Origin of the sequence: Agarilytica rhodophyticola (assembly GCF_002157225.2) — a bacterium.
Lineage (GTDB): Bacteria > Pseudomonadota > Gammaproteobacteria > Pseudomonadales > Cellvibrionaceae > Agarilytica > Agarilytica rhodophyticola.
On the sequence record NZ_CP020038.1, the window covers coordinates 6,074,407 to 6,097,099 of the forward strand.

Sequence of the window (22,693 nt, forward strand, 5' to 3'; positions counted from 1 at the left end):
CGCACTTCTAGGTTTTTTATAAGCTGTTACACCTTAGCCTTATACACCACTACCATCTCAGCATTTTTGAGTGTGCTTCTATCTCCCTTGGGCATAAATTTCCACTCACTACCGTCTTGCCCAACACTTAAGGTATTCGGTTGCAGATAGGTATTATTGGGCACTGCAAGGTCGTCATTAATAGTGAAGGTGGCGCCACTCTCCCCGCCTTCATACTCATAACGAATAAATAAACCTATAATTTTGCTACTACTCATATTGGGGAACATTTCGCGAGTAAAGGTTATACCTACATCGTCCATTTCTCCGCTAACCATTGCCTCCCATTCATCTGGAAAGTTATATGCCATATCAAAGAAGCTAGTAGCGTGATAAGGTTTAAGTAGGCCCTTGACTTCAGACTCAAAGCGTTTGCCACCTGCCTTGGCGGTATAGCGCAACTTTATTGTGACATCGAGTAAATCAGCTGGATTATATGATCCTTTTTTACCTTTCAGCTCTAGACGCCAGTTGGATACCGCACCAGTACCTTCAAATGGTAAATAACGTTCATCGCCAAAATTCAGCTCAAACATGCCATTATTTTCGGTGTATTGATCCACATGAGATAAGGCTACCTGCTGATTAGCTCGCCAGCCGGCACGTACATTGGTCGTTGCTGCGTTGGCAGGATCTAACAAATGCTTCACAGCTTTTATATCCGTATCCATGACCAGCTTGTTGTTTAACTGAGTCAACGTGGCATTAACCGACTGGCCTTCACCGAGATCAAACGCCAGAGAAATGGTTTTAATTTGACGCTTGTAATGTCCGGGGAAGTCATAATCGAATAACGCTTCGCTTAAACGGAAAGTACAAGCGCCTTCATTCTTAAGTTTTAGTAAAGCCAGCGGATCGATTTCCAATAGGGAAATATTTTTGGTAATTTCCAGATTGCGACTATCAGTCTCAAAATACGATTTCTCCATTTTGTCCAAATCTAATTCTAAGCTTTCACCTGCGAGCAAGCCTTTTTTCTGACTATCCCAGTACATGCCACCAACATGGTTGACGTCACCAGCCTTTAAACCTTTTTCGAAAACAAAAGCTTGTTCAGCTTGTTTGGCATAATCGTGTGCAAGTTTGAAGGTTTGGAAAAACAACCCAGATACTTTGCCACTCAACCAGCTATAAAGCTGCATGTTGGAAAACTTATTTTTCATAAATGCATTGATGGATGCTTTATTCTCAATTTCCTTTTGATGCATGACCAATTCTTGTTTAGTGATCGCTAAGCGGTGCTCCTGCGCACTAATCTGTTGATCTAATTGTTTAATTTCACTGGCAGCCATCATCTGCTGCAGATCCCAGTCTTGGGCACTGCGTTTAAACTGCGCGGCAATTCCGGCAATTTCACCGCCCATACTCAGGCCTTCAGCAGCAGATTGCACCGCTTCTCCAAACTGCCCCATCATAGCGCCAATATTTTCACCGCCAGAGGTTACACCAAAGCTAAATGGCCCTGCGGTAAATTGCGGTACAATATAAGATAAACCCGCTACATATTTGCCCAAGGTCGAAACACCGTGCAGTACTGCCGCCGTTCCCATCATGGTCATCTGTGCAACTTCTTCAGGTAGGTAGCCTTCGGAAATTAATTTAGCGTAGTGAGCTTCCTGGTCGACCGCACGTTGACGTGTCTCTATCAAGTTTTCCAATGTGTCTTGCGCTTCGAGGATGGATTCCTCTTTAAGCATGGTAGTCAACTCAAGAATTTGTGCTTCTTGCTTACCTTGAATTAAACTCATTTCTTCGGAGTCTTTTTTCTCCAGCACCGATAGCAAGTTATCACTAAAGCCTTTGAGTTTACCGGTTAAGTCTTTTGCTCGTCTAAGCAAAACACTAAAGCGATAATCGGGCACATTGGTCATAACCGCTGCCATAGCTGCACTGGCAGCACCGCCACCACTGGCCGCAGCATTAACCAAGGCCATAGGATCAATCGGTGGTTGGAATAATGGCAAGGGTTGGGCAATACCATCAATATTTAGGCACGCACGAATCTTACCCAGACGGTCTTCCACACGATCCCAATACTCAGTAAACAACTCATTTTCTTTCAGGAAAAAATACGGCGAGATGATAGTATCAAATTGTGTTGCGGCGAAACTTAAGCTCTGCTCATAAACGAAATCACCATCACTACTGTAAGTGTTTTCCATATCAATAAGAAAATCATATTTCTCATAGTCATCGCCATCGTAAAAATTAAAATCGTTGTAGCTTTGCGTTGGTTCGAGCACTACCTTGCCCATATTTTCAGGTTTTTCACCCAGTATGTCGTAGGCCAGAATATAAAGCATGCGCGCTTCATTAATACTTTCACGAGTATACTGACGGAATAATAGATCGCCCCAATCGAGTAAGTTGTCGATATAACGCATGACAATTGCTTTGCGATAAGCAATCACGCGTAATGCAGCAATAGCATGGGGATCAAAAGGATCTTCAAAATAGACACTTAACTGTGCCGTGTGATTGCTCATAAGATCAATACGGTAATCGAGCTTTTTCATCACTTCTATAACTTCTTGCATTTCGCTAATGCGCGTTGCCAGCAGTTCTTCGTCGTTGGCACCAGTAATATTGGCAAGATCACTAATAGCCTTAGTCAACAGATCGAACTCAGACCAGTTTTCAATATTGGCCAAAGTTAAAGTGCCATAAACGTAGTCTTCATCCGCTGCTTTGGCTTCATCCTCGATACCATCCTCATAAATGGTTTTGTTCACCAAACCTAAAAATATATCCTGGTAAGGTGCCAGCACCGCCGCCATATTCTCAACTCTAGTGCGAGCCGCCGAGACATAAGCCAAATCGGCGTCGGAAGATACCAGACTTTCAATCACATCCAAGTCATTTTCAAGACCGCTTGTCAGGGCATTTGGATCTGCTGCTAGGAATGGTAAGAACTTCCAGTAATCCGAAACTTCGGTCGGATCGAAAATATACTCGTACCATTTTTTCGCGTCTTCAAACTTCTGATCAGCATTGAGCGCTTGAGCTATTAGGAAAGGCGTATGGAAAAATACCTCCCAATAATAAATACCATTAGCACTATGGAAGTCTAAGTGGCTATTGGTCGGCTCTTTAGTGAACCGGTCTTCATTCATATAAATATTTTCTGGTGTCGAAGTGTCGAAGCTTATCGTCGGCGATTCGTCAATTTCCTGAGTCGACATTTTCAATAGACCATCGATACCATCGGCAAATAAAATCTGGTTGAGTTGCTCCGCCGTACTTGAAGTAAGACGAATCACTTCGTAGTTCACATCTTTTATTTCATAAGGCGAAGCCTGACTCGAATCGGATACAACATAAGAAATATAGTTGTCACCCTGAATAAAATAGAGTTTGTTGCTGACATTACCTTGTGAATCGGTAACAGCATAGGTAAAGGCTGCATCTATACCGGAAGCGCGAATATCGGCGGTTAAATTACCCCAACTTCCCGAGATAGTAGATGCATCTGAGAGCGCACTGGGTTGCGCATCAACACTTAAGCGATAGTATTCATTGCCCGTGAAAAAATAAGCGTAGTCGTTTAACACAAATATTCCATCAACACTATCAGTGTCGGATAGGGCACCAGGCGAATCACTGCTTATGTATTCATCTATAACTCCTTCACTACTGATACCATAACGGTAATACTCATCGCCAGATACCAGATACAAGCTATCCTCTGTTGCATAAGCCGCATCGACAAGTTCGTTTACTTGTAACGAAGTAACAGATAAAGCGCCCCAGATACCTTTGGTTGGAATGCTCTCAACATCAGAAGCCGTGTGATAATAAATCGGAGTTTCGTTTTTGTTTTCATCATCGTTGTTAAAGAAATAAGAAACGCTGTTATCCGGCAACGAAAATGCAGCATCAATACTCGACCACGAAGGAAAGCCCTCCGAATTAGAAGCAATAGTTTTAGGATAGCCTACATCAGCAACTTTTGAATAAGAACCATTGCTAAGATAGCTGTAGCGAAAGTACTCATTGCCTAAAAATAGATATAGTGCTTCATCGGTAGCAATATTAGCGGTACCAACAAAAGCAGCATCAATACCCTCATCGCTGTTACCAATTGCGTTGAAGGCATTATCAGGTGTATTTAACCCCAAAGTTGATAACAAGTTAAGTGACTGTAAACCTGCCATCATTGTACTGGCATCTGATGAGGGAGCGAAGGACTGGTAATAAATATGATCGACAATAATCACGATTCTACCACTGGTATCTTCAAAAGCACCGGTCACCCTTTGCGAACTTGTGGCGCTAGACCAAGAAGAGGCTGTGTTACCCGTGGTATCGATCGCCAACTTATACATAGTGGTGCTGCCGTCACTATTTAATGTGAATGTGACCTGATGTTTAAAGCTGCCGTTGCTATAACTTAACCCTGCTATCCATTCATCATTAATTGCCGTAAAAGAGGATGGTGCTACGCCGACTTTCGCCCCACTTTGATCGATATAATTATTAAATGTACTAGTACCATCGACAGATTCCCCTTTAATCCATACGCCACCATCTACCACCATCAATCCTTTGGTGAGATAGTCATCGTTGACAACATCTGTGACACTTGTTTCGCCATACATAGTTTTTAAAACATTGCCCACGGTAATATCGCTTGATGAACTAGTACTGCCGTCAGTGTTATAAACAGTATAAGCACCGCCATTAATTTCATGTAATGCACCGTTATAATATGTAGCGGCACCAGCGTTATAGCCAAACAATGCACTGAGGGCATATTCTTGCTGTGTGCTACCCCATATGGCGACGGCACTACTATCTTTTTCAAACAGGTATGTTTTATTGTTAATGGCACATGATGCACCAATAGCTTTCCAACTACTGGGAATCAATCGGCTCAAGGTAGAAAATTCGTAAGACCGCTTTACCAACCTGTCGGGTGCGGCAATACCGGTTTCAGTAGAGGAATCATTGTAGTCATAGAGATAAAGCTCGTCATTTAAAGTTAGCAATACCACATTGCCGATTACAAAGGCAGAATCCACCAGCCCAGTTTCATGCATTTCTGTTTGCAGCCCCCAGCGGCTGCTGATCGCAGCAGGAGTAGTAAAGGAAGCGGTACCATCTTCTGCAACAGAACGTGTTACATAAGTACCATCTTTCAAGAAGTAAATGAGATCACCATCTGTACCTGCTTGTACTGCCGCGGTAATTTCACTGGTAGTCACTGTACTATCAGGAAATATATCATCACTACTAGCATCAATTTCACTAAGTTCATCATCGCTAGAACCAGATACAGCATCGGGTTTAACTAAAAATCCGCAACCATTATGGTTATAGGCAAACCAAGGGCCATCTACTGAGTTGGCACTGTAGTTAAGCATCACCACATTATCGTCTTCGATAATTCCTTCTTCAGGAAATAGTTCTTCAAATAAATCCTGACCACGATTTTCAATATCTTGGGCTTCAGCTTCCTGGGAATACAACTCGGGTGTTAAATTGTAAGCAGCCATCGATGTGCTTTGATCGGAAGCATCTTCGCTGCGAACACTAATAAAAATATTTTCATAATCGTGTTCTTCACCACTGGCAACGGTAAGTTTGGTGGTGTTCTCAACAAATAATTCGACCTTGTCAAAACCTGTAGTATTTTTTAATGCAGAGCTGTCATTAAATTCCGTTTGCAAAGTTTGTGGCTGTGTCCAGCGTTTATTGAGGTTATAAAAAGAGTAAAACACTTTAACCTCATAAGTGGTGTTGCCTTCTGATGATACCGTTTGAGGATCTTCATCGCTAACAGTGACTTCCGCCTCAGAAGCATCCTCGGCGGTTTCTTCAAGGGTCGTCCAGAAAATAAATACACGGTTGAAGGCAAATACAGGTTCGACACGAGTGGCTTCAATAGGTATATCTAATTCCTGCCAGGGTTCCCATACAGCAGAATCGCTGTCACCACCAACAAAGTTACCGAAGCGATAGAAGTAGCGCATAGGGTCTGTGCGTGTACGACCAAGTAACAACAGCTTTTTATCGTCTCCATCGTCGTAAACATAGCCGCCGGCAATCGTCAATTCGGAAACTTCAGTAAACGCATCTAGGTATTTAAAGTAGGCTTCTTCAACCGATTCTTCGGTCAATTCACCTTGCATTAAACTATCTTCTAAATCTTTAAATCCTTCCGACTTAGTATCTGTATCCCGCAATTCTGGACGAATATAGTTTTCTGGATAGAGAAAAACTTTTCGATTCGCCTCCCACACACGATAATTTTTCAGCCAGTCCCAACGTTCTTTTAATTCGGCTCGCGCAGCATCTTGGTCAGTAGCATTTAAATCCAGATCCTCAAGGTTGACGAAATAACGATGAAGATATAACTGTACTGCGGCTATAGCTTCTTTAATACGTGAAGTTTCGGCACAAGAATCCATCTGTATATCGATCAACAACTTTTGATAAAGAGCACGTGTGGTACTGACATCATCATCGTTGGCAATAACATATGGCACCAAGGCATCACGCTTAATAGTATTTAACTCATTATCTATTTGTTTAACTAGGGTCTCATAGTTGTTGTCACAATCAACAGACACTAAAAGGTCGTAGCTCCCGGCTGCAGCATCTGAGTAATTGGGCAGAGACAAGGTATCCGACTGGCCATAAAGATTGAGCCAAACATCGTAATATAAAGACGATACATCGACGCGGATACGTTGTGTTGTTGATAAGATATCGTAGAGTTTTAATACCAACTCCAATTGAAAATCTTCTTCAATAATATTGACTTGATCTGCAAGAAAACCATTGCGCTGCTTCAGCCAGCGTACTTCTTCTTTTTCAAAACCAAATATTGCCGCGAACTGCATATAAGGTTCTTTAACTTCGCCGTCGGCACCGCTGACAAGCTCGGTCAAGCTCATATCGCCGCCCGTAAAGCGTTCACCTAAATCCTTAAAGCGCGTGATAGCATGAATATCACTCAACAAGTAGTCTGACCATTCCCCCCAACGATAGGCTAAGACTTGTAGCGGAACTTCTTGATCGTGATCATCCAAGTCAACATCATAGACGGAGAAAAAGCCGTCAGTGTGAAAGTAAATTTCATCCTCAAACTTAAATACTGCATCTACACCACTAGCATCTACACCTGTACCACCCAGTAATTCATTATCAATCTGCGGCCATTGATCAGTAATATATTGGGGATATTCTTCATCGACATACCTTGGTTCGTCATAAGGGTTTAGCTCGAATAATTCCATTGTATCGCTGTAGCGTACAAATTGAGTGCCTTTAAAGACACGTAAAGCACCTTCACTATCTACATAAGCACCATCAATAGTATTGTCATCAGCATTAATAAACTCATTATCAATTTTTCCCCAAACGTCACTGATATTACCTTCAGTGGCAGCACCATCATTAGCATAAAGATACTGACGTTCATTAAATAGAACAGGGCCTGTGCTAGTGTGATAAAAAGCTGCGTCTATACCATTGCGGTAGTCTTCAGCAAGGGTATCAATGGCGAGTTCATCGGCCAGACTCTCAGCAATTATTTTCGGATATCCATCATCAATAAAGCGATAGCTATCACCGGAATAACGGATATATTGTTCGCCAGAAAATAGGTAGGTATATTCCCTTTCTGTATCGACAAAAGCAGCGTTAACAATACCTCCTCGAGTAAAATTATTATCGACATCACCTAGTCCTTCGATAGAATACTCAATATATTTATCGGGACTACCGGCAAACACAGTGTCTTCGGTAAAGACATAAACACAGCGGCCGTTATCAACTATGCCGGTGAAAAAAGGTGTGTATTCTGCCGCTTCCATTTGGTCAAGGTGCTGTTGAAACTCCTTAGTCATAAACTCAAAAGCGGGTTCATCGCGTAAATAAGTAGCTATTTCCTTAGGATAACTTTCGTCAACATAACGATAATCGCTTGATGAGTATTTAACATATTCATTACCTGCAAATAAGTAAGTAGCTCCATCTGTGCCGACATACGCTGCATCTATACCATTTTCAAAGATATTGCGTTGCAAGCCCCAGTGATCTTTGATGTATAGAACATCGGACCACATTTCATCTGGCTCGGCACTACTATCGTAACTAACGAAACATTGTTGATTGAAGAAATAAACCCTGTCGTCCGCACCAATAAATCCCGATTTAAGATCACTAAAGTCTGTCTTATTAAAAGGTATTCCTTCAAAAATTAGCTCCAGATCCTGAGGATGGCTCCAGGTTCTCATTTCTAAATCAAAACTGATAAACTTCTGATCGCTGATAAAAATTAAATTATCTTCATGTACGAAAATAGCATCAATGGTATTAAAGCCCTCGGCTAAAAATGCTTCCGGAATCTGCCAAAAACCTTCACTTGCTCGCCGAGGAAAGCCTCTATCGGGTTTTTCATAACTGTCTTTAGAGTAACGCAAATAACTGAAGTTACCATGTTCGTCTGGCCGCTCAAATAAGTAGGTTTCCTCTTTCCATACATAGGCTAAGGCCACATTTTTTAAGCCTTTCCATTTGTCGCTAATTCTTCGCGGTGGATAGACGACAGTTTGATCCGTGTAAGTGTCTGTCTCGTATTGCACAAACCAATGACCGGAAAATACATAGGTGGTACCATCGCGGCCCACGAAGGCAGCGTCAATAGTTTCTTTATCATGAATAGGATTACGTGAGCGTCCCCAGACATCAACAATATTAAAGTTACGCTCCAAAGAAACGTCATAAAATTCTGTTCCGGCAAAGACGTAAGACTTCTTGTTAGTGCCATGGAGAACAGCTGAAATATTATCGCTTAGTTTATCCTGTGCTTTCTCAGCGATACGTGGCGTAGCGACAGTCTTTTTCGGCGTTTGATCTTCAAGATGATTATGCTTATACCAATCTCCCGTCACATCTAGTGTATAGGTAAGTCCTTCCTGTTGAGTAACCGCTTGAATGTTTGCATATACATCATCGTCATACTGTTTGTAGTTATCTTCATCGCCAACAACCACATAGAAGCTATCATCCAAGAATAAATATATTTGGCGCTGATCAGCAAACGCAGCATCAATGCCATCGGAAAATTCAACTTCTAGACCTTTAAAACGTGGCTCATCTTTAAGACGGCTCATTGAACGAGGATAGCCTTGTTCTACTTGAGAATAGTCCGAAGCTTTGTAACGGAAGAACTGATCACCAGAAAACAAGTAGGTGTGCATTTCCACCATATCTTCTAACTGGCCATCATCATTTTGTTCTTCCCAGCGAGACTCCAACAATAAAGTCGCATCAACTTTACCCGTACTTTCAATATTGTTGCGAACATTGCCCCAAAACTTGCTGGTCAATCTTGGAAAGCCATTATCGATAGTACGTAATTCCTTATCAGAAAAACGCAAATACATATTTTCAAAGAACAAATAAGTATGGCCATCTTCCCCCTTCATGGCAGCAACAATAGTTTGATTGATTGTTTCTGTGACACCATCGCCTTCTGGCGCAGCTACCTCAGATAAGAGCGCACTGGGAATCCGATCCCACTGCTCGGCCAATACTTTCGGTTCGGACCACCAACGATTAGCGTGGTCATGTTCAACATAGCTATCGCCGTAAAACAAATAAACTTTGTTATCGGGGCCATTCATTACAGCATCAATCTGAAAGTCTTCCTCGGCAACATCGTCGGGAATCAAATTTCTTGGGATACTCCAAAATTCGGCATCAACTGTAGCGGGAAACACTTCTATCTCATCCACATCGGGACGATTTGCCAGTACTGTCTCTATGACTCGAGCGTTGGGATCTTCTTCGTCAACTTCTAAATAGTCTTGTTCTTCTTTGCGCAATGTGGAGTAGCGAACATAGATAGCTTCTTGTTCAACATTAGTGCCGAATAAGTAAGTTTTATTGTCAAGAACAAACGCGGCTGTTACTTCGGTTAAACCTTCCCAGTCTTCTACAATATCGCGAGGAAAACCGTCATCAACCATACTGTAATCATTTGTGGAATAACGTACATACTGACTGCCTGAGAAAAGATAAGTACGGCCATCAAGCCCAACAAATGCAGCGTCTACCTTACCATTATCAGCAATATCATTTTGTAGTACACCCCAAAGAGTTTTGGTTTTGACTGCATTACTTGTGACGGAGTAGTAACTAGATTCTTCATCGTAGCTAGCAGTAACACATTCATCGTCGTGAAACAGATAAACATTGTCATCAATACCGTGTAGTGTTGCATCTAAACCTTCAACAAATTCACCAGGTAGGGAATCAAACTCTTCATGGATTGGGCGTGGATAACCTTCCTCCGGCTGCAGACTATCCAACTCAATACTGCCAGCATATTTAACGACTTTATCATTGTGGAAAAGCAAGTAATTTCCTTGGCTCGCCATCGCCGCATCGATTTTTTCAACGCGGCCAAAGTTATGCTCTCGATGGCCCCACATATCGGCAACCGACTTTACTCTCCTTCCTTGAGATGATACATATTGATCGTTAAAGAAGGCATAACTATAACCGTCCAGGCCATCAAAAAGTGGCCCCAAATCCCGTGCAAACTCTACTGGCAGTTGTATTGCTTGATTTTCATTATTCCAATCATCAGCAATGCTTTTAGGGTAGCCTTGATCGACGCTGATTTGAGAAACCGTATCTTTTAAAGAAGGATCTAATGTAAAGTCAATCTCGCTGTAGCGCACATATTTATCATTGGCGAACAAAAATAGATGACCTTCAGGATTAACATAGGCTGCATCGACCATTTCGATGTTTTCAAAATCATTATCAACCTGACCAAATGTATTATCACGTCGATCCCAAACTTCAGCCTCATCATACTTCACATAATGATATTCGCCAGAGACAATGCACCAGGTGCCATATTTATCAATAAAGGCGGCATCCACTTGACTCAAATCTTCTTTATCAAATAGCTGCCGGATAGGGTCTTCTTTTAAACGTTTTTGTCTTGCTTCATCTTGCTTCTGTAGATCGATTAAATCATCATCTTCATCGATGCCCACTACCACTTCTTTTTTATCGATCATACGGTAGTCTTCAGCAAGATAAATCCAGTAGTAATCACCATTAAATAAATAGATGAATTCTTCTGTCTCCAGGATCGCATCAACGCTTATAATGCCGTCAGGCAGAATCAAGTCTTCTGGAAATTTATCTACCAGCTTTTGATCTTTTATAGCAATATCAACTTCATTAATATCCAACTGTAATTTATTAATCAACATTGCCAGCTGACGTATTCGCTTAACAGCTTGAGTATAGTGCATATCATGAGGCAGACTATCAAGGCGATTTAATGCATTAGCTTCTTTTAAAAGAGGCATTAGCCAAGCATGATGTAGGTTGTCATCAACTTTAAATACTGCTTTAGATACCAATTTCACAATATCAATATCAATACCCAAAACAGATTGTAAATGATCGAGAATATCACTTTCTTGTTTTTCGGCACTTTTCTTTATTGTTTTTTCAATGGCTTTGACCGTCTTATCCACTTCATTGGCAATAGAATAGAGTAAAAAGAAGATTTCTTTATCGAAGTCATCAAAACCAGGAACATTAAAGTCAGAAGCGTTTTCTGGAGAAGTGAAATACTCGACATCATCAGCATTTAACACGCCACTGCGGTTAATTATATTAGCATCCATCAAGAGTTGTTTAATTTCTTTTATTTCGGATTCATTAAAATCCAACTCTTTAAGCGATTCATCTTTTATTGCATATTTATTAGAGTATTCAATAATGGATTGAATATGATCAAAAATTACGGTGCGTTTAGTTTCATCAAAATACTGTCGTAAAGTAAATTGCGGTTTATTACTGTCATCGGTAAAGAATTGTTTTTCATCGTCACTTAAAGATGACTTCTTAATATAGTTTTCTTGTAAATCTTCAACAACCCATGCAGATACTGTTTTCGCCGAAATTTCAGTAAGATAGTTTTTATCAACTTTTAAATACATATCTTTATTGGTGGATATTGCTCGTTCTAAAGCTTTGTATATCTCCTCTCGATATGGATAAAATTGTAGGGCCAAGTTCATTGTGTTGGGTGTTTCACTCATGAGTCGCATTTTATCGACGACTATACCCTGCTCATCGATATAACCATTCATTGTGAGATTTTTCATCAAATCATCTAAGGCGACAGAATCTAGTTCTAAATCTTCAAACATGTCCCCTTTAATCATGACTTGGCTTGCGGAAAACTTTTTAAACTGCATTACCAGGTGTTGATACACTTGACGCGTGACTGCACGCAGACCACAACTGAGGTCTAGTGAACCCATGTCAGAGCTAAACATCTCAACGTTTTGAGCATACCCTTGATCATCAATATAATTTTTGTATATCAAAGTATCATATAGTTCTCTCGCTTCCAGCTCATTTAGCCCCAGCGCCTTTAGGTCTGATTTGAATAGTTGTATATCAATTTCGTCATCCGAATTTTGACGCGAAGCATCTGACTCCATGTAAATACGATGAAATAATTTAAACACCTCTTCACTGATATGACTGAAATTATTTTCCAGTTGAAAATTCATATATTCAGGCAACGCTTCTAGCAAAATCTTTCCATTGCCATCAATCACTTCTCGAGTAACTAGATTAGTGAATACTTTTTCTTGCAGCTTTTCTTCAAGAGATAGGTCGATAAATTCATTACTCGCAATACGATCTAGTTGGCCGATAAAATCTTTGGCCAACTCATAGCTATCCATGACGTGATACGTCATAAGCTGATGAATAGCGTTATCATGGTCATGACCACAATGGCTTTTCAATAGATTAAAAATAAAACGCGACGCTCGTACATCCCCCAGGTATTTTTTAAATGTATCTGGCTTTAATTTTTTAACTTTAAAACGCGCCAACAGAGCGTTGTACATCTCTAGGTCTTGTTCGATCTTCTGTTGTTCTTCGTCATCGGTCATCGGTGCGCCATTGACAATTTTCCATAGCATTTCGGCAGAGTAACCAAACTCTTTCATCCATTTATTCAGCGCAGCTAGTGATTCCAACAGCCAAAGTCGATCGGCAATATTGGTTTCCATATCGGTGTCATCATCAAAATCTGTTTTGAATAAGATATCAAAACAATTTTGTGTGCTCGTTTGCCCATATACGAAGTATGTATGGGGATCTATACGACCAACGTAAGGATCTTGTTCAAGTAAGTCGAACATGGTAAATAATTCTAAAAACCCGATATCAAGCATACTTGCCAGAGCGTGAATACGGTATAGAATATTTAACAAAGCCCACTCATTATCCTTCGATTCCCAAAGTGTACTTTCAGCAATCTCCTCGAACTCAAGGCGTTCAGTAATATTAATTAAGTCGGTATCGGTATAACCAAGTGTATGGCGCAGGCGCTTTCTGTAATAGTCATTATCATCTGAGAATAAGTCGTTAAAGTACTCTATCTGTGTATAGTCACTGTAAGTTGTATCTTCATATTGATCGGGCAGGTCTCCCATAATATCTGCAATATGAAAATAGTTTTTGTCCACTGCAACACAGGGTAAATTAAAAATGCGGTTGAATTGATCCTTAGGTAGATCTTCATTTGTGTGGCCGGTGTAACTAATGGTTGACAGTACCGCAATTACTTTATCGATGGGGACTTCGAATTTTTTATGGAAATATACAATTTGTGCAACAGTGATAATAGTGTTGTCATCTAATGTTGCGACACCATCAACTTTACAACAAAAGCGTAGTATATTATCTAGTTCTATAAAGCTTAAGCCCGTCTTTTGTGCCAAGCGAATAAAACGACTAGCACGGTCAAACCATGCTAAAGGAATTAAAGTATCTGTACTCTCTTCAGGTTCTGAACCTGTATAAGCATCATCTGCGTTTTCGATAAGAGTATTCCACTCAAGTGATGCCTCATCAGCACTGAGTGTGACATAACCACTGGTATAGATACTGTTACTTGCAGCTGTTAAACCAGAATTGATATAGAAATTTTCCCTTCCAGATTCAACAATAGTGTGATCAGACGGATCAACATATAAATTATGATATAGTAGTTCACGCATTTTTTGTGCGTCTAAGTCGGTAGTTTCCATATAGGAAGATACTGAAGACATATCATCGATAAAGCTAGCAAGCGCAGCTACAGCCGTTGCCGATGTTGAATCGTAGGTGTAGCCATAGGCATTGACGATACTCGTTGTTTTCTTATCTTCATCTATAGCACTATCTATTTCAACAAATGCATCAAGTTCTTCTACAGATAAACCAAGATACTCTCTTGCGACAGTATGATAATCTGTATCGGTAGCAAACAAACGTCTTAATTCTTGGGCTGAGATACCTAAGTGCTTAATAGAGTTTTTTATTTTTTCATTATTTAATGAAAATGGCATATTGAAGGGGTATTGTGCCGCCTTTAATGTTTCGTATACAGTTTCTTGATCTGAGTTAACACGTCCTTCTAAAACTTCGTTAACAATATCTAAATAAGGGATTAGAGTTGTGGTATTCTCTTCATCCAAATCTATATTTTTAATATCACCGCGACGAACATCTAAATCTAACTTGTAGTAATCAAGCTCTTCATCGGAACGGGATTCATCCAGAGCGCTCGCGTTAAATTCATCATCTAGCATTTGCAAAAGATCGGTTAGATAGGCAGCTGGAGAATATACCGATCGAGATTCATCTCCTTCTTTAAAATCAATATTACCGAATAGACCTGCATATGAGGGTAGATTATTTAGTATGCTCATGCTAACTCACTTCCTTTTTTATAACTAATTTAGTTTATCAAGAGTGTTGAAGAAAATTTCTGTATAGGTGCCACTCAAGTACAAACGACCGAGCTTTCGCTTAAAGGCACCTCTATTAATGTTATTTGGGATTTTGAAACTTTATGACGTGTATTTTTTCTTGGCCGACAGCAATGTTGGTTTTATCTTATTCCTACTGCTCTTGCATGAGGCTCAAGACTCTGTGATCGATTGACATATTTAAGAGCGATTGCTTTGCGTAGTGCAATAGCTCGCTTATAAACCTGCTCAGCTAAAGCGGTATCATTTTCGAATATTTTAATATTATCTTGAATAAATTTCTTTTTCGGCATCGATGCTATCTGCATGGATGAGTCAATTCCTTTCTTCAATAAAGACCTAGCTAAATGCTCGTAATTTTCTGGCAATACTCTCAATATACGCTGATAAGCTTTTACCATTCTCAGAAGCTTTTCTTTTTCATCTTGCGATCCCGGCCATTTAAATGAGTCAATACTTTTTTTAGTGACCAGATCTACTTTACGAAAATCAACATTACTATTTTTACGCAAAAAAGAACTAAGTTTTTTTAAATCAGCAGCGGTAGCAGATGCTTTATTACTCATATCTAAATCCTTTAATTTTTTATATAAGATTCTTTTAATATTAAATACAATCAAGATTTACTATAAAAGGATTGCCATCAGCTAATCGAGATAAAAAATCGAAGACAAGGAATGTAATGATGTAAAGACACAGCGTAGTTCCTCTATTCAGCTAATAGTTAAACCCTTTTCATATCTGAATTTAACTGGTTTACTACTGGGTAACATCTTCTCCATACGAGTTACACTACATTTCTATTATTTTGCAACTATACTCGGGGCTGCTCACACTTATAGAAAAACGTGGTTTTTAGTGAAAGAATTACAGTCTTTAAGGGATTTGGTATTAACAAAATTTTTAGGTATGTAGATTTTATAGACAAGGAATATTAAACTTTAACACTGTTTATTTATTGCACACATCGACCGCTGAAACCTGATTTTTAGTTTCTTCTAGATAGAAATTGCTTAAACAATAAAAACAGTCATCCGTCTCTTCAGCTTCCGTCTCTGCGGCTTCCGTTTCTGGTCTATCAAAAATAATAAATCCTAGAAGACGTATTTGTTCCAAACGATAGAATAATTCTTTATTTTTATGATCGGGAAAAGACTTCACTATAGTTGATAACGGGAACTCTTCGTTCGCTTCTAGGGCGCCATATCCTCCTAAAGATACTTCAGAAGTAATACCCAATAAAGTAAGCACAGCATCAAATACCAGAAACAATGGAACAAGGGGATGCCTGAAATGTTTTTCAATACGATGGCTGCTTGAGCTTTATGCCCTTGTTGCCGAATAAACTTCCGGCTGGCATGGTGACTATTAGCAAATGTCTAGCAATGTCCGTAATGGTTTTATTACTGGATATGGCTTCCAAGACAACATGTTTTTTATGCTCGGAAGTCATCGATTTTGCAAGGGATGAATGGATGAAAGAACAACAATAGTCACAAGTGGTTTTCCAGCTCAGGCACAAAAGGCCAGCTATATTACAGTAAGATCACTGCCTGCAAACCAAGCCGTCTGACTGGAAATCAATCAAGGTTCAGGCTATGTATTGGTATCCTCATTTAAACATCGCCGCAACTCGTGGCGCTTTTTGCCTAATAAGGTCTTTAACCGCTTGAACATGCCTAGTTTCCTCAGGTAATGTTTTCCAAACATTACTCGGTTTCCCCGCGAGTGTAGATAGCTCATCAACAAATCTCGCGACCTGCCTAGGCGTCCAGGATCTCATGTTTCTTGTAAACTTAAGTCCAGGAACCGCATCCAATCTAACATCGAAGCTTGGCCGACATTGGACGGCGTCCATTATCGCCCTTGCTGACATGGTGGCACAATTATTTAATAAAGTATGGTATTCAGGCTTATTTCTTCCTGTGTTTTCACGAATAAATCTAGCTAGTCGCTTTTCATCTACGAAGGGTAGCTCCATTTTTATTTCGGACGCCTTTGGCACAGGTCGGTCATTAGTTGCATTCGTATGAAGCATACGAGAGGCTGTTTTGTAGTTACCACCTGCGGGGTTAAGATGTCTCGTTCTAGTCGTCAAGTACGCATGGTAGTTCTCATCAACGTGTAATACGGGTGTATCTCTACCAGAGCGTTTTCTATGTTTTCTTACATGATCAGACGTACATACCGGTAAATCTCCGTAGTACTGCGCCGCAGGAGACATGGCTTTTGCCATAGAAATTAATCCCTCAGGAGCACCCCTAAGGCCTCTGCTCACTTTACCGAAGATAGGATTAACGGCAGCGGCTGACACTAATTGAGGTGCGTTTATCACAAGTTTGGCAGTAAGCCTTTCCAATCTCGTTGGGTGTCGGCTTCTACCAGTACGCCGGGGTACGAGAGGTTGGCTAGATGTACCACCTTTAATTGGGCCCATGAGAATATCCGCTATTTTTGCAAAGAGGTTTAATAAAAATAATGTGAAGATTTATACAGCTTGATTATGAGTGGATATTACCGTAATAGAGTTCACCCAAATTAGCGATCTCATGACAACCTACGGAACACAAGCATGCTCAGCTACTTCACAAACCCGACTTCATCCCCTCCCATATCGCCAATAGATTTTGATGTTCATGAAGCGTTAACTCATACATCCTAAAATGACGAAAAGGACAAGCAGTATCTCTGAAAAATTACAATATCGCTCACTTGCCTCGAAAATCGCTGAGCGACAGGCGTTCATCATAAATATCATCGGCAACAAATTGAATACCTTTGCATGAGTTTTTAAGTACATGCATGTACCTTAGATTTTTTATTTGAAAGAGAGAAGTAAACTTACATTTTGTACTTTTTAATACAATGTGTAGGTGACATTCCTATTCGCAAATTAAAAATTACACTCATCATGTATCTATCACCCTTTTCAGTACGTCATTAATAATAAGAATGCAATGAGAAAACGCCATGAAATTACTGCCTAATATGTTACTGGCACTTGTCGCTGATCTATTTATTCTCAGCAACCCACTTAAAGCAGCTTGAACAAACTAGCAGCCTTAAAGGTCAAGATAACAACCATTTTTTTCTCCTTTTTATTTTATAGTACTATCCACCTAAGTCCGTAATTCAAATCTATCTACTATGTCTATATTAATGACAATAACTATACTAAGTTCTTCGCGTACATTATTCGAAGTGCTATTTGTCAGTTACTAGCGCTGTGCGAGAAAATAGGAACAGTTAAATCGGCTTAAAAGTCCCTGGAGACTTTTAGGACTAACTAACCTTAATTATTCACGATAAATATTCTAGGTACTATAAAAAGATAGGTTTTAATTATAGAAAGATGGACTAGCAAAAAATTAAATGTTTAAGAGTATTTCTTATCAACCTTTTTAACACATCAACAAGAATACATTACATTCTATTAACACTGTATTATAAGAGTAGAGACTAGAGAGAAAGATAGCTAAATTTTCCATGACCACAATGCTAAGTGAAAATATCTATGGTATAGAACTCTTATCATGGAAAAATTTAATCATAGTTTATTGCAGCCATCAAGACTGAAAAGATGCATTAAGTGCCAAAGGCGCACCAAAATAATGTAAAAAAAACTTTCGAAATATAAAAAAAGTATACTAGGCTCAAGTTCACTGGCGTTTATGCTTATACTCTTTTGACATTCTGGCGCGATTTGATTTTATAGTAATTAAGGACAGTCATCTCTTACTCAAACCAATGAGGCCTAAAATTAGACAAGGAAAATCTAATTCATAAACGATTATTGTATGATTGAAAGTTTAATTTAATCTAAAAAACGTCCTGGCACCTGTATTGGATCCGACTACCTGAATAATTTGCTATTACATCCATAACCCTATTTGTGCAATGGTTTAATTATTTGCACTTCTTGAGTAGGTAACCTTTTCTAGAAATACGGTGTATTTTTTGCACTCAAAAATGATATGTTGTATCATATCGCCGCCATTGACTATGTGACGATATCCTGATCAATAAACAAACAATGCGTGATGTTTTTCAGTCGTATGTTCTTATAGGTAAGTTCTGTAAATAGCCCCCACCAGAATATAGTGTTCGAAGCTTGGTATTCGAAAAAGAACCTACGCATTGATTGCTGTAAGAAGGGATACAAAATTTTTACCATTTGGAGTATGTAATGAGATTCAAACTATTATTGTCGTTAGCTATCGCTTGGGTGTCGGCATCCGCTTATGCCTTAGACGGCCAGATATTAGACGCCTACGGTGGAGCGGTCAGTGACGCGCAAGTCAGGGTTGTCGGTAAACGTATATCAACCAGCACTGATGAACAGGGATATTTCAAATTAGACATTGATACTGCCGCTGAACTGCATGTATCGGCACCGGGCTTCGTGCATCAAACCATTCGTCTTGAGACAAACGAACTCGAAAATACACAACGTATTGTGTTGACTCAAAGTGTTATTGAACAAGTAGATGTTATCGGAATCCCCTTACATGCATCGAATATAGAATCAGCAATGCCTATTGATGTTCTTTCAGGAGAAGAACTTCGCAGAAAACAAGCGGCCACTTTGGGAGATTCTCTTGCTGGCGAAGTCGGCGTGCACACAAACTTTCATGGCAATGTTGCCAGTACCCCCATTATTAGAGGCTTGAGTGGGCCTCGTGTCTTGATTACGCAAAATAGCTTAGATGTCAGTGATGTCTCACGTGTTGGCCCGGATCATTCTGTATCGGCCGAAGTTTCTACCGCAGAACAAGTGGAAATACTTAGAGGGCCCGCTACGTTATTTTTTGGCAGTGGTGCGATTGGCGGTGTGGTAAATGTTGTCGATAAACGTGTACCCACAGATACCGATACTAGAGGCGAATGGCTGCTGTCTCGTGACTCGGTCAACGATCAAAATTTAGCGTCCTTTAATTTAAATACCGGTGCTGATAGTTTCGCATTTCATCTAGATGGCTTTTGGCGCGATTCCGACGATTATGAAGTTCCAGTATCTCCAGATATCGATGAGCCTGATAGCGACGAACGTACTGTCGAAAATACTGCAGAAGAATCCAACGGGTTTACCATTGGCAGCAGCTATATTCTCGACAACGGTTACCTTGGTTTCTCTTACGGTAGACTAGATCGTGACTACGGCATCCCCGGTCACGGGCATGGAGAAGAGGAAGAAGGTCATGGCCATGGCGAAGAAGAAGAAGGTGAAGAAGAGGAAGTAGCCCTAGAGCTCGAACAAGATCGTTACCAAGTTATTAGTGAACTGGTCTTTGATCACAGCATTATAAGTGGCTTAAATACACGTCTAGGTTATACCGACTATACCCACACTGAGTTTGAAGATAACGCTCCTGGAACAACCTTTACGAACGAAACCGGAGAAGTAAAGCTCGAATTGCTATTTCAGCCTCTAGCAGATTGGCATGGCGGAATTGTACTGGACTACAAAACCAGCGAGTTCTCCGCTATCGGGGAAGAAGCCTTTGCTCCACCATCAGATACCGACACCTTTGCTATCGCTCTATTGGAAGAAAAGCATTTCGGCGAAGTGCTCTTACAGCTAGGTGCACGTATTGAACACGTTAATATTAGCAGTGATGAAGTGGCAATTTCTGATGTAGAATTTCATGGTCATGGAGATGAAGGAGAAGGTGAAGGTGAAGGACACGGCGAAGAAGAACATGAAGGAGAAGTTTTCTCTTTTGATGAAGATTACACGCCCTTTAGTTTATCCATAGGCGCCGTATGGGATTTTACCCCAGGTTATAATATTGGCGTGTCACTAAGTCATGCCGAACGTGCACCCTCCGCTGCAGAACTACTATCTTTTGGCCCACATATCGCCACCAACACTTTCGAAATAGGCGCTTTATTTGAAGCTCATGAAGAAGGTGGTGAGACTGCTTTTGAGCCAGTAGAAAACACTCCAGAGATGGAAGAATCCAACAATATCGATATCACTTTCCGTAAATTTGAAGGGGATGTAGGAATTATTGTCAATGCTTTCTACAACCAGATCGATAACTACTACGCCCAATTTGACACAGAGTTATTTGCAGAAGTAGGGCATGGCCATGAAGAAGAACCAGGATCTGAAGCTTCAGAAGAAGAAGAGGAAGAAGGTGAAGAACTACCAGTATTTCTTTTTCAAAGTGCAGATGCATCCCTTAGCGGTGTAGAGGCACAAGGCGTTTGGCAAATAAATGAATACTTTAAAACCACTGCACATGCGGACTATGTTCGCGCAAAATTAGACGATGGTGGTAATTTACCCCGTATTCCACCTATGCGATTTGGTCTTAGCCTCGATTATGTTTACCAGCAGTTATCGGCCAATCTAAGCTGGACTCACTACAGCGATCAAGATGATGTGGCTACTTTGGAAACGGAAACGGATGGCTACAATTGGGTCAATGCGAATATTAACTATAGTATTCCGTTCGGTTCGATGACAACAATAGTGTTTCTTAAAGTGGAAAACATTGGTGACGAAGAAGCCCGTGTTCATTCTTCTTTCCTAAAAGACATAGCACCTAGACCTGGCCGTAATTTCAGATTAGGAATTCGCGGTACTTTTTAAGTGCTGGCTAAGTGCTGGTTAAGTTCTGCTAAAAACCTCGCCTAACTCAAGGGCCTGTTAACAGGCCCTAACAACACAATTGCTTTGAGAGCTTAAATGCAAGAGGCAAAGCATATTTAATCAGTAAGCTCATCATATATTTACATAGCGCCCTCAAATGCTGACATTCTGTTTCTTGAGTGTTAATTTGCAAGCGCTATCAGAAGCTCAAAGATATCAATATAAACACATTATTTATGAGGAAATTGAAGAATTTTATAAAATGATAAATATTCAAACATTTACCGATAAAGCGGCTATTGGTTTGTCTGTACTTTGCACACTCCACTGCCTTGCCCTACCGCTATTACTTGCATCACTGCCAAGTGCTGCGGCCTTAAGTTTAAACAATGAAGATTTCCATCTTTGGATGGTATTGGTCGTTATTCCCACTAGTGTTTATGCATTGACACTAGGCTGTAAACGACACAAGAAATATCAATTTATTGCAGCAGGCAGCACCGGTTTAACATTACTCGTAATAGCTGTTGTTTTAGGTGAATCACTGTTGGGGGAAACATGGGAGAAAATACTAACAGTTATAGGGACGGCAATTATAGCTTATAGTCATTTTAAAAATTTCCAGCTTTGTCAAACCAAAACAAGTTGTGCATGCCCTAAAACTGCTAATGAGTCCTAAAAGTGAAACATGTATATTTCCAAAAACTTGAGCGTAAAAGCCATAACACATCCATCAGTTTAACCGACGTAATCGATCAACTTGCGTATAATGATCAAGGCCTAATACCGGTTATTACTCAAGACTTTACGAGTAAAGATGTACTTATGTTTGCCTGGATGAACAAGCAAGCATTAGAGCTCACTTTATCTACAAAGCGCATGACATATTGGTCTCGTAGCCGGCAACAACTATGGATAAAAGGTGAAACAAGTGGACATACTCAAGCACTTGTCTCAATGTCGTTTGACTGCGATGGCGACACCATATTGTGCCAGGTTACTCAAGAAGGCGCAGCCTGCCATACTGGACGCCAAAATTGTTTTTATTTAAAAGTAGACCCCGAACAGCAGCAAGTACATATTTGCGGAGACGCTGTTTGATATAGACATTAATAAAACCTACATTCTCACAATGCAGTTGTGATAGATTATTCAGGAGCATTTTAATAAATGCTATAAACTATAACAGCTGCACGATACCGTAAAAATTTAGTGCGCAAATGCCAAAAGCAATGTG

7 protein-coding genes are annotated in these 22,693 nt (G+C 40.2%); 3 read left to right on the plus strand and 4 right to left on the minus strand.

What is annotated here, in order from left to right; translation table 11 throughout:
- Nucleotides 1–26 precede the first annotated feature (26 nt).
- The 4 genes from BVC89_RS25135 to BVC89_RS25150 form a co-directional block, all read right to left on the minus strand.
- On the minus strand, nt 27–14,798 hold the full coding sequence (locus BVC89_RS25135) for a Tc toxin subunit A-related protein (RefSeq protein ID WP_086933852.1): 14,772 nt from the start codon (nt 14,796–14,798) through the stop codon (nt 27–29).
- A 182-nt stretch (nt 14,799–14,980) separates the two neighbouring features.
- Nucleotides 14,981–15,424 (minus strand): hypothetical protein, encoded by a 444-nt coding sequence (locus tag BVC89_RS25140; RefSeq protein ID WP_086933853.1) that lies wholly within the window; start codon nt 15,422–15,424, stop codon nt 14,981–14,983.
- A gap of 385 nt (nt 15,425–15,809) precedes the next feature.
- Entirely contained in the window at nt 15,810–16,109 is a 300-nt protein-coding gene (locus BVC89_RS25145) for a hypothetical protein (RefSeq protein ID WP_158658116.1), read from the minus strand.
- 361 nt (nt 16,110–16,470) lie between these two features.
- Nucleotides 16,471–17,295, minus strand: a complete 825-nt coding sequence (locus BVC89_RS25150) for a hypothetical protein (protein ID WP_086933855.1) — start codon at nt 17,293–17,295, stop codon at nt 16,471–16,473.
- Nucleotides 17,296–19,044: 1,749 nt separating this feature from the next.
- Between BVC89_RS25150 and BVC89_RS25155 the strand changes: the two genes are divergently transcribed.
- The 3 genes from BVC89_RS25155 (at nt 19,045) to hisI (ending at nt 22,557) form a co-directional block, all read left to right on the plus strand.
- Entirely contained in the window at nt 19,045–21,456 is a 2,412-nt protein-coding gene (locus BVC89_RS25155) for a TonB-dependent receptor (protein WP_086933856.1), read from the plus strand.
- 187 nt (nt 21,457–21,643) lie between these two features.
- Nucleotides 21,644–22,135: a MerC domain-containing protein gene (locus tag BVC89_RS25160; RefSeq protein ID WP_245929231.1), complete on the plus strand. Its 492-nt coding sequence runs from the start codon at nt 21,644–21,646 to the stop codon at nt 22,133–22,135.
- 2 nt (nt 22,136–22,137) lie between these two features.
- Nucleotides 22,138–22,557, plus strand: a complete 420-nt coding sequence (gene hisI / locus BVC89_RS25165; protein WP_086933857.1) for a phosphoribosyl-AMP cyclohydrolase — start codon at nt 22,138–22,140, stop codon at nt 22,555–22,557.
- Nucleotides 22,558–22,693 lie beyond the last annotated feature (136 nt).